The following is a 10,890-nucleotide window of genomic DNA, read 5'->3' on the forward strand; positions in this document are numbered from 1 at the left end:
CGGCTGCGAACTCCTGTCGAGTCGGGTCTTGCTCAGGCCGGCAACATCTTTGCGCTGATGCTCGACGTTGCGCGCAAGGTTTTCCGCAGGCCGTTCCAGTGGCGCGAATTCATCGAGCAGTCGTGGTTCATCGCGAGCGTCTCGATCCTGCCCGCCGCACTGGTGGCAATCCCGTTCGGCGCGGTGGTCGCATTGCAAACCGGTTCGCTCATCAAGCAGTTGGGCGCCGAGGCGTTCACCGGCGCCACCAGCGTGCTGGCCACCGTGCAGCAAGCCGCACCCGTCGTCACCGCACTGATCATCGCGGGCGCCGCGGGTTCCGCCGTCGCCGCGGACCTCGGTTCGCGTACCATCCGCGAGGAGATCGACGCGATGGAGGTGCTCGGCATCGATCCGGTGCAGCGGCTGGTGGTGCCGCGGGTGCTGGGCATGATGCTGGTCGCCGTCCTGCTCAACGGCCTGGTGGCGGTGGTCGGCATCTGCGGCGGCTATTTCTTCAACGTGTTGCTGCAAGGCGGTACCCCCGGCGCCTACCTCGCCTCGTTCTCGGCGTTGGCGCAGCTGCCGGACCTGTGGATCGGTGAGATCAAGGCCCTCATCTTCGGCCTGCTGGCCGGTGTCATCGCCGCCTACAAGGGGCTGCATCCGCAAGGGGGGCCGAAAGGAGTAGGTGAGGCGGTGAACCAGTCCGTGGTGATCACCTTCCTGGTGCTGTTCTTCGTGAATCTGGTTCTCACGCTGGTGTATCTACAGGTCGTCCCGGCCAAGGGCGGATGAGCATGGTTGTCGCGCAACGCACCCCGGCGGTGGTCAGACAGGCGCAGCGGATCGGCCGCGCCCTGCGGGCCCCGGTCGACGTCATCGATCGCGCCGGCGATCAGATGTCCTTCTATTCCAAGGCGATCGCGTGGATTCCGCGCACGCTGGTGCACTACCGCAAGGAGGTCACGCGGCTGCTGGCCGAGGTGACCTTCGGATCCGGCGCGCTGGCGGTCATCGGCGGCACCATCGGCGTGGTCGTCATGATGTCGGCCTCGGTCGGTGTCGTGGTCGGGCTCCAGGGTTTCAAGGCGCTGGATTCGCTCGGCAGCGGTGTCCTCACCGGTTTTCTCACCGGGTACATCAACACCCGCGAGCTGGCTCCGCTGGTGGCGGCGCTGGCGTTGTCGGCCACGGTCGGCTGTGGTTTCACGGCACAGTTGGGCGCGATGCGGATCTCCGAGGAGATCGACGCGCTCGAGGTGATGGCCGTGCCGGGCGTGCCGTTCCTGGTCAGCACCCGGGTCATCGCCGGGTTCGTGGCGGTGATCCCGCTGTACATCGTGGGCCTGCTGGGTACCTTCGTGGCGTCCCGGCAGATCAGCGTGTGGTTCAACGGGCAGTCGACCGGTTCCTACGACCACTATTTCAACCTGTTCCTACCACCGGAGGATGTGCTTTACTCCTTCCTCAAGGTGCTGGTCTTCGCGTTCGTGGTCATCCTGATCCACTGCTACTACGGCTTCAACGCCAGCGGCGGTCCGGCCGGGGTCGGCATCGCCGTGGGCCGTGCCGTGCGCGCCTCGATCGTGCTGATCAACATCCTCGATTTCTTCCTGAGCCTGGCAATCTGGGGCACCACCACCACGGTTCGAGTGGCCGGATGAGGCGCCAGGGCCGGAGGCGGCAGCGGAGCGTCACCACGGAGGCCCCCGCTCATCCGCCGGAGGTTGCAGCATGAACGGGATTCAGTTGTGGCGGGCCACGGAGAAGTTGCGTGTCCGCACGCTGGGCGTCCTGTTCTTCGTGCTGATGTTCGCCTTCCTGAGCGTCACCGTCGCCATCTACAACAAGGTGTGGACGCCGGTGACGAAGGTCGACCTGATCACCGACACGGTCGGCAACGCCTTGACCCGCAACGCGGATGTGAAGGTCCGCGGGGTCACCGTGGGCGAGGTGCGGTCCAGCGAGTCGACCAACGGCAAGGTCACCCTGCATCTGGCGATCGAGCCGGAGAAGGCCGCGAAGATCCCGGACAACGTCACCGCGCGGCTGCTGCCGAAGACGCTGTTCGGTGAGCGCTACGTGGAACTGGAATGGCCGGACCGGCCCAGCGCCGACATGCTGACCACCGGGACCACCCTGCACCAGGACGCCAGCGGTAACGCGATCGAGGTCAGCCAGCTGCTCGACAGCATCCTGCCGCTGTTGCAGGCGGTGCCGCCGCAGTACCTGTCGTCCACCCTGGGCTCGCTGTCGCAGGCCCTGAGCGGGCAGGGTGTCGCGCTCGGCGACACCATCGACCGGCTGGACCGGATCTTCCGCGGGCTCAACGGCGAACTGCCCACGTTGCAGGATGATCTGCGCCTGTTCGCGAAGGCCGCCGACACCTATGCCGACGCGCTGCCGGAACTGGTCGACGCCTTCGACAACCTGCGCACGCTCAACGCCACGGTGGTGCAGAAGCGATCCCAGATCGACACCCTGTACCAGGTGCTGACGCCGACCTCGGCGCGCACGGCCGATTTCCTGCTCGCCAACCACGACAACATCATCGATATCGCCGCCGATTCGCGAGAGGCGCTGGAACTGCTGGCCACCTACTCGCCGGCCTACGCCTGCACGATGAAGAATTTCGCACAGTTGAAGCCGCGCATCGACGATATCTTCGGCAAGGGCACCGATCTACCCGGCTCCCGGGTCAGCATCGGGCTGGTCAATCCGCGCGGTCGCTATCTGCCCAATCAGGACGAGCCGCGCTGGCTCGACACCCGCGGCCCGTCCTGCTTCCCGGAGTTCCCGCTGGGCACCGATTCCGGCCAGTATCCGGGCGGTTCGGCCAACGACGGGTCGTACCAGCCGCCGACGCGGTATCCGGGCGATCCGAGCGGCGGCGCGATGGCGCCGGCCCAGTTCTCGGTGTACGGAGCCGGGGTCTCGATGGCCGGTTCGCCCGCGGAGCAGCAGGCGCTGGGCGCGATCTACGGTGCGGCCAACGGGGTCTCGCCCGATCAGGTGCCCGGCTGGGTCACTCGGATCGCCGCGCCGGCGCTGCGCGGGAGCGAGGTGAGTGTCCGATGAGAAGCCGCTTACGTGGCCTCGGTGGCCCGCTGGCCAAGCTGATCGCCTTCGTCGTGGTCACGGTGTTCCTGACCACGGTGCTCGGCCTGAGCATCGCCAACTACACCGGCGGCGGCACCGGGTTCAAGGCCCGGTTCAGCGATGTGACCTCGCTGAACACCGGCGACGAGGTGCGGATCGCGGGTGTCCGGGTCGGCAAGGTCACCAAGATCTCGATCGTGGACCGCGACCAGGCCGAGGTGAGTTTCGAACTCAACGATCGCAGTTCGCTGCCCGCCTCGACCACGGCTACCATCCGCTACCGGAACCTGGTGGGCCAGCGCTACATCGCGCTCGAGCAGGGCACCGGCCAGCAGGGCCGGATCATCTCGAAGGGCGCCACCATCCCGCTGGAGCGCACCCGTCCGGCGCTGAACCTGACCACCCTGTTCAACGGATTCCGGCCGCTGTTCCAGACGCTGACCGCCGACGACGTGAACAAGCTGTCCTACGAGATCATCCAGGTCTTCCAGGGCGAGAGCGGCACCATCACCGAATTGGTGTCGAATACCGCCAGCCTGACCAACAAGATCGCCGACAAGGATGCGGTGATCGGTGAGATCGTGACCAATCTGAACCAGGTGCTGGATGTGGTGAGTTCCCGCGAGGGCGAACTCGACGACCTGATCGTCAACACGGAGGCGCTGATCTCCGGCCTGAACGCCGAGCGCGGCACGATCGGCTCGGCGGTGCAGTCGCTGGGCAATCTGGCCTCGGCCACCGCCGATCTGCTGGTGCCCACGGTGCCCACGTTGCAGGGGTCGATCGCCGGGCTGAACCAGCTCACCGGCACGCTGAACGATCGCTCGGTGGAGGTGAACGAGACGCTGGCGAATCTGCCGATCAAGATGGAGAAGCTCGGTCGCGCGGCCAGTTACGGCTCGTGGTTCCAGTTCTACCTCTGCGGTATCGATATCGTGGCCGGTCCGGGCCCGTCCGCGTCCACGGTCAACGTGCCGGAACATCTGCCGACGGTGAATCAGCCGTTGTACACCAACCCCGCGCCGCGCTGCCACGGGAAGGGCGGCCGCTGATGAACGACCGTACGCTACTGGGCCGCCGCAGCCCCGCCTTCATCGGCGGGCTGGGACTGGCGCTGGTCCTGCTGGTGACGATGGCGGTGTTCTTCGTGGACCGGCTGCCGATCCTCGGCGCGGGGACGCAATACACCGCCGAATTCTCCGAGGCCGCCGGTCTGAAGAAGGGTAACGAGGTGCGGATCGCCGGCGTCAAGGTCGGTTCGGTGTCCGATGTCCGGCTCGACGGGGATCGGGTGCTGGTCGGTTTCCGTACCCGGGACGCCTGGATCGGCGACGAGACCACCGCCTCCATCCAGATCAAGACGGTGCTCGGCCAGAAGTATCTGGCGCTGGACCCGCGCGGTTCCGCACCTGCCGATCCCGACAAACGAATCCCGTTGTCGCGCACCGTATCCCCGTACGACGTGGTGGACGCGTTCAGCGATGCGGCGCGGCAGATCCAGAAGACGGACACCGATCAGCTGGCCACCAGCATGCGGGTGCTGTCCGACGCGTTCTCCGGGACGCCACCGGAGATCCGCGGCTCCATCGACGGCGTGGCGCGACTGTCGGAGACGCTGGCCAAGCGGGACGACCAGTTGCGCAAGCTGTTCGCCGCCACCAATACGACCACCAAGGTGCTCGCCGACCGCAACCAGCAGTTCGAGCAGTTGCTCGCCAACGGCGGCCAGTTGCTCGCCGAGTTGAACGTGCGGCAGCAGGCGATCGCGCAGTTGCTGTCCGGCGCCAAGACCGTGGCCGCCGAGCTGAGCACGCTGGTGCACGACAACGAGGACCAGATCGGTCCCGCCCTGACCAACCTGCAGAAGTCGATCCAGATGCTCAACGACAACCAGCAGAACATCTCTCGAACCCTGACGCTGGCCGGGCCGTTCTATCACTTGTACGCCGATGTGCTGGGTACCGGACGCTGGTTCGACGCGGTGATCGTGAATCTGAATCCGCCTGCCCTGCCGGAGATTCCGGGCTATCGGCTGCCGGTGCGAGAGCTGGGAGGCAGGTGATGGCCACCGTGCGCAATCCGTTCCGGCGCGACCTGCGCAGCGCGTTGCGGGCGGCCGGCCGGGTCACGAAGATCCTGCTGGCGCTCGGCATCGTGCTGGTGCTGGTGCTCGCCGGGGCCGGGTGGTGGGCGTTCGGCCACTACAACCGGACCACCATCACCGCGTACTTCGACAAGTCGATCGGCATCTACCAGGGCTCGGACGTGCGGATCCTCGGTGTGCCGGTGGGCAAGGTCGATTCGGTGCAGCCGCAGGGTGAGGTGGTCAAGGTGGTCATGCACGTGGACCGGGGCTACGACGTGCCGGTCGATGTGAAGGCCGCGCAGATCACCCCGTCGGTGGTGTCGGACCGCTACATCCAGCTCGCCCCGGTCTACCGGGGCGGCCCGAAACTGGGCCGCCACGCGACGATTCCGAAGGACCGCACCGCCACCCCGGTGGAGGTGGACCGGCTGTACAAGAGCATCACCGAGCTCTCGGATGCGCTGGGCCCCAACAGCGCCAACAAGGACGGGGCACTCAACGACCTGGTCCGGACCGGGGCGGCGAACCTGAGCGGCAACGGTGACGCGCTGGCGAACAGCCTGACCCAGTTGTCGCGCGCGGCCCGGTATCTGTCCGACGCCCGCGGCGACATCTTCGACACCATCAAGAATCTGCAGGTCTTCGTGCACACCCTGGCGGTCAGCGACGATCAGGTGCGGCAGTTCAACACGCAGCTGGCGAACCTGGCCGGATTCCTCGCCGACGAGCGGTCCGATCTGGGCCAGGCGTTGAACCTGCTCTCGATCGCCCTCGGCGACGTGGCCCGGTTCGTGGACAACAATCGCGATCTGGTGGCCGCCAACGCCGAGTCCCTCACCACGCTGACCAAGACGCTCGCCGATCAGCGCGACGATCTGGCGAAGGCGCTGCCGGTGCTGCCGCTGGCGCTGAGCAATCTGATCAACGTGCACGATGCCGAATCCGGCACGCTCCAGATGCGCGCCAACCTGACCCAGTTGCAGGACCCGTTCGGCACCCTGTGCCAGCTGCTGGATCTGGGCAAACTGGTGCCCGGTGATCCGAAGTTCGACGCGCTCAGCCGGCAGCTGCGCCCGATCCTGGATCAGTGCAAGACGATCGCCGACCAGGTCACCGCGGGTGTGCAGACGCCGTCGCTGGTGCTGCCGTTCGGCATCCTCTCCGGGACCAACGAGCAGCGCAATCCGGTCCCGGGCACGGTGCCGGGCACCCCGTCCGATCAGGCGCCGCCGTCGCAGGGCGGTGGTCAGCGATGAGCCGCCGCAGGGACGGCCGGGTGGTCCGCACGGTCGGCACGGCGACGGTACTGAGCGTGTCCGCGGCGCTGCTGACCTCGTGCGCGGGGAACGGCATCTACAGCATTCCGCTGCCGGGCGGCGCCGATATCGGCGCGCACCCGCTGCACGTCGATGTGAACTTCGACGACGTGCTGGATCTGGTGCCGCAGTCGTCGGTGAAGGTCGACGGCGTGGCCGTCGGCCGGGTGCAGTCCATCGGGGTGGCCGCCGACGGCTGGCACGCGGTGGTGCACACCGTGATCAACTCGTCGGTGCAGTTGCCCGCCAATGCCCGTGCCGAGGTCCGGCAGTCCAATCTGCTGGGTGAGAAGTTCATCGAATTGTCCGCTCCCACAACCGAACCCGCGCAGGGCACGCTGACCGACCGGACCACCATCCCGGTCGAGCGGACGCGGACCGCCACCGAGATCGAGCAGGTGCTCGGCGCGTTGTCGCTGCTGCTCAACGGTGGCGGCGTGGCGCAGTTGCAGCCGGTGGTGGCCGAACTGAACAAGGCGCTGGGCGGGCGTGAGCAGACCGTCCGCTCGCTGCTGGAGCAGGCGAACACCCTGATCGACGGCCTGAACAAGCAGGTCGACGACATCACCCATGCCCTGGACAGCCTGGCCACGCTGTCCACCCGGGTGAGCCGGCAGAGCGATCAGATCGGCGCGATCCTGGACGAACTGCCCGCGGGTATCAAGATCCTGGACGAGCAGCGGCCCGAGCTGGTCGGGTTGCTGGGCCAGCTGGATCGGGTCGGCCGGGCCGGTTTCGACATCCTCGATCGCAGCAAGGACAACCTGATCCGGGATCTGCAGGCGCTGCGCCCGACGTTGCAGGAGCTGGGCCGGTCGGCGCCGGATCTGATCACCGCGTTGCCGCTGATTCCGACCTATCCGTTCTCCGACGAGGCGATCTACTCGGCGTTCGGCGGGTCGGTCAACACCTTCCTGTCGGTGGACCTGCAGATCGGTAATACGCTGTCGAATCTCGGTGTGGGCAAACCGGAACCGGTGTACGTCCCGCCGGTCGGCCCGGAGGTTGCGGTCGATCCGGCCAATCCGTACTACGACGGCAACGGACCGCGGCCGAGCTGGCCGACGGTGTCACTACTGCCGTTGCTGCCACCCGGTGTGGTCCCGCCGCCGCCCGGCGCGCCGCCGCCCGGCCGCAAGGATCCGGTCGGCGCGATCCTGGACCAGTTGGGGGTGCCGCAGAGATGAGTCGCCTGGTACGCAACCAGTTGATCGCGTTCGCGCTGATCGCCGTGCTGGGCGTGGTGTTCGTGGGTGCCAAGTACATCCACGTCGACCACATGCTCGGTATCGGCCAGTACCACGTCCGGGTCAAGATGGCCTGGACCGGCAACCTGTCGACCGGCGCCGAGGTGACCTACCGCGGTGTGCCGGTGGGCCGGGTCGGCAAGCTGGACATCACCGCCGACAGCGCGGTGGTGACCCTCGACATGGATTCCGGCAAGCCGAAGGTGCCCGCGACCGCGAAGGCGGTGGTGGCCGACCGGTCGGCGATCGGTGAACAGTTCGTGGATCTGGTGCCGAGCAGCTCGGGCGGCCCGTATCTGCGTGACGGCTCGCTCATCGACGGCGCCGAGACGCCGGTGCGGGTGGAGGATCTGCTGGCGAAGGTGAACGACTTCGCGAAGTCGACCGATCTGCCGGCGCTCACGACCACCATCACCGAGCTGGGCAAGGCGCTGGACGGGCAGGGCGACAACCTGCGCGTGCTGGTCGATTCGCTGAACAAGTTCAGCCAGACCGGCGTCGATTCGCTGCAACCGACGATCGACCTCATCCGGGACGCGCGGGTCGTGCTCGGCACCCAGGTCGATCAGGACCCGGCGATCCGGCAGTTCAGTACCGGCCTGGATCTGCTGGCACAGCAGTTGCGCACCAGCGATCCGGATATCCGCCGCCTGATCGGCACCGGTACCGACGCGGGCAACCAGCTCGGGCAGCTGCTCGCGACCAGCGGTGGCCCGCTGACCACCGACCTGACCAACCTGCGGCAGGTGCTGCTGGCGATCTCGCCCAAGTACTACGCGCTGCGGCCGCTGCTGCAGATGTTGCCGCTGCTGTCGCTCGGCGGCTCGGCCACCGCGCCCGGCGACCACACCAGCCACTTCGGCCTGGTGCTGGAGGTGAACAACCCGCCCGCCTGCACCCTCGGTTACGAGGGTACGTATCGGACGCTGGACCAGATGAAGGCCCAGAACCCGGATTTCGACGACACCCGCGACGATTTCCCGCTGGATCTGAACGCCGGCTGCCACGCCCCGCAGGGCAGCATCACCGATGTGCGCGGCGGCGACCGGGCCGATCTGGCCGATCCGAGTATCACTCAGCCGTGGGACGGCAAGCCGAAGGTCGACCCGGACAAACTGAACCTGACTCCGCTGGCCCAGCAGCTGGCTCCGCTGGTAGGGGTGACCCCGAAGCAGTGAGCGCAGGGCGAGTCGGCAGAGCCGACGAGATGACGACGCTAGGGTGTTGCTGTGACCGCTGATTTGCCCGATCTGCCCGAAGCACCCCACGGTTCCGCCCCCGCGGCGGAGGAATCGGAGGGCGGCGCGGAGCAGACCGTGGCCGGCGGGCCGGTCGGTGCGTCCGATCGGACCGGTAGCGTTTCCGGCTCGGCATCCGCCGACGCCGAGTCGTCGGAGTCTGTGGTCCGGCACCCCCCGCAGCCCGTCGCCGCGGCCGTGGATGCCCCCGTCGCCGATGCCGAACCGGCGCCGGTCGCCGGAGCCCGGCTGCGCTCGGTGCTGACCGCTGTGCTCGCTGTGTGGTTGCTGGCTGCCGTGGTCGCGGCCGGTTGGTTCGGATTCGGCTGGGTGCGCGCGGCCTACTTCACTGATGCGCCCCGGGCCGAGGCCCGCGACAGCGTGCTGGACTCCGCGCGGCAGGCCGCCGTCAATCTGTCCTCGATGAATCCGAACGACGTGGACGGTTCCATCGATCTGATGCGGTCGTCGATGACCGGCGCCATGCTCGACCAGCTCACCCAGAACCGCGATCGGATCAAGCAGGCCGCTGAGCAGTCCAAGACGAAGATCGAAGCGAAGGTGCTAGGCGCCTCGCTGAGCGCGCTGAACAGCGAGCGGAACAAGGCGACCGCGCTGGTGGTGCTGCAACTCACCCAGACCGCGCCCAGCGTGCCCGTGCAGTCGTTCCGGACCACCTGGTCGCTGGACATGACCAGGGGCGGCGACGGCTGGAAGACCGAACAGGCGAATTCGCTCGGGCAACTGGTGCCCCTGGACACGCCCGGCCCCGCCCAGCCCGCCCCGACCGCGGTGCCCGCGCCGCCGGCATCCCCGCAGGCGCCCGAGCCCAAGCCCGGATCGTAGGAGATCTCGCATGACATCCCGCCGACCGGTCAATCGCGTCTCGCCCCGGCTGCGCCCGTCCGACCGCGGAACGAGCCGTCCCGCGCCCGCCGGGGCCGATCCGGCCCGTTCCGGGGCCGACAAGGCCCGCGGCCGGTCGAAGCCGTCCCGCGGCCGCCCTGCCCCCCAGCCCCGGCCCGCGGCGGCGTCCGGCCCCGCCGCACCCGATCCCGCGGCCGGGCGCGCCCGTGCGCCCCGGCGGCGGTCCCGGGCACCTCGGCAACAGTCCGGTGGGCCCCGGCAGCGGTCCTGGGTGCTGCCGGTGGGCCTGGCGGTCGCGGCGGCGGCGCTCACGGCCTTCGCGGTGGTCGCCGCGTTCCGGCCCGGGGTGAGCGACGGCAACGCGGCCTTCGTGGACACCGAGGCGACCGAGCAGGTCCAGGCCGCCGCCGGCGCGGCGCTGAAGACCGTTTATTCGTACGACGCCGCGGCCATTGCCGGTGACAAGGGTGCGGCCGCTTACAAGGACGCCGTGCACAAAGTCGTGACGGGCACAATGCTCGCCGATTTCGATAAATTCGCCGACACCACGGTCTCGGCGATTCAGCAGGCGCAGTCGACCGCCACGGCGACCGCCGACCCGATCGGCGTGACTTTGCTCACAAATGATCGGGCCGAACTGCTGGTCGACCTGACCGTCAGCGCGAGCCGCAACGGGGTGCCGCAGGAGAGCGCCTCCGGTCCGATCGTGCTCCGGATGCAGAAGATCAACGGGCGCTGGCTCGCCGCTGAAATCACCGATCGGTAATTTTGTCCGGCGGCATCGCCGCAGCTCAGAACCATGATCAACGGCTGCGAGGGGCCCCTCGGGCCGCTGTGGACCCCGGCCGGGCGAGCGCTGCCACTTGACGAGTTTCGTCCGACCAGTCACGCTATTCACAACAGCGGCAGCTGGGACTGCGGTCGAGTATCCGTGTGTCGAGCGACCGCCGAGGCCCTGATCGCAGCCAGCGGAGACGGGTTCGGCGCGCCGGGGGGCCGGAACTCGATTCGGGTGGTACTTTGACACCCCATCTTTATGGGTGTAGGTTTGGACT

The 10,890-nt window shown here is 68.0% G+C and carries 10 protein-coding genes; all 10 read left to right on the plus strand.

Features of this window, described 5'->3' with window-relative positions; genetic code table 11:
- The first annotated feature begins 57 nt into the window (after positions 1-57).
- The 10 genes from LBW94_RS36250 to LBW94_RS36295 all read left to right on the plus strand — a co-directional run bounded on the left by LBW94_RS36250 (position 58) and on the right by LBW94_RS36295 (position 10,601).
- Positions 58-777, plus strand: a complete 720-nt coding sequence (locus LBW94_RS36250; RefSeq protein ID WP_225058441.1) for an MlaE family ABC transporter permease — start codon at positions 58-60, stop codon at positions 775-777.
- 104 nt (positions 778-881) lie between these two features.
- Positions 882-1,646 (plus strand): ABC transporter permease, encoded by a 765-nt coding sequence (locus tag LBW94_RS36255; protein WP_416277023.1) that lies wholly within the window; start codon positions 882-884, stop codon positions 1,644-1,646.
- 70 nt (positions 1,647-1,716) lie between these two features.
- Complete coding sequence (locus LBW94_RS36260) at positions 1,717-3,060, plus strand: MCE family protein (protein WP_225058406.1); 1,344 nt, start codon at positions 1,717-1,719, stop codon at positions 3,058-3,060.
- Positions 3,057-4,133, plus strand: coding sequence for an MCE family protein (locus tag LBW94_RS36265; RefSeq protein WP_225058405.1), 1,077 nt, complete (start codon positions 3,057-3,059; stop codon positions 4,131-4,133). The genes LBW94_RS36260 and LBW94_RS36265 overlap by 4 nt, the downstream gene beginning before the upstream one ends.
- On the plus strand, positions 4,133-5,143 hold the full coding sequence (locus LBW94_RS36270; RefSeq protein WP_225058404.1) for an MCE family protein: 1,011 nt from the start codon (positions 4,133-4,135) through the stop codon (positions 5,141-5,143). The genes LBW94_RS36265 and LBW94_RS36270 overlap by 1 nt, the downstream gene beginning before the upstream one ends.
- Positions 5,143-6,423 (plus strand): MCE family protein, encoded by a 1,281-nt coding sequence (locus LBW94_RS36275; RefSeq protein WP_225058403.1) that lies wholly within the window; start codon positions 5,143-5,145, stop codon positions 6,421-6,423. Before LBW94_RS36270 ends, LBW94_RS36275 begins: the two co-directional genes overlap by 1 nt.
- Complete coding sequence (locus tag LBW94_RS36280) at positions 6,420-7,670, plus strand: MCE family protein (RefSeq protein WP_225058402.1); 1,251 nt, start codon at positions 6,420-6,422, stop codon at positions 7,668-7,670. The genes LBW94_RS36275 and LBW94_RS36280 overlap by 4 nt, the downstream gene beginning before the upstream one ends.
- Complete coding sequence (locus tag LBW94_RS36285) at positions 7,667-8,908, plus strand: MCE family protein (protein WP_225058401.1); 1,242 nt, start codon at positions 7,667-7,669, stop codon at positions 8,906-8,908. Before LBW94_RS36280 ends, LBW94_RS36285 begins: the two co-directional genes overlap by 4 nt.
- 51 nt (positions 8,909-8,959) lie before the next feature.
- Complete coding sequence (locus LBW94_RS36290) at positions 8,960-9,814, plus strand: hypothetical protein (RefSeq protein ID WP_225058400.1); 855 nt, start codon at positions 8,960-8,962, stop codon at positions 9,812-9,814.
- Positions 9,815-9,824: 10 nt separating this feature from the next.
- Complete coding sequence (locus LBW94_RS36295) at positions 9,825-10,601, plus strand: hypothetical protein (protein WP_266273003.1); 777 nt, start codon at positions 9,825-9,827, stop codon at positions 10,599-10,601.
- Positions 10,602-10,890 lie beyond the last annotated feature (289 nt).

It is taken from the genome of Nocardia sp. alder85J, assembly GCF_020176955.2.
In the GTDB taxonomy this organism is placed as follows: Bacteria; Actinomycetota; Actinomycetes; order Mycobacteriales; family Mycobacteriaceae; genus Nocardia.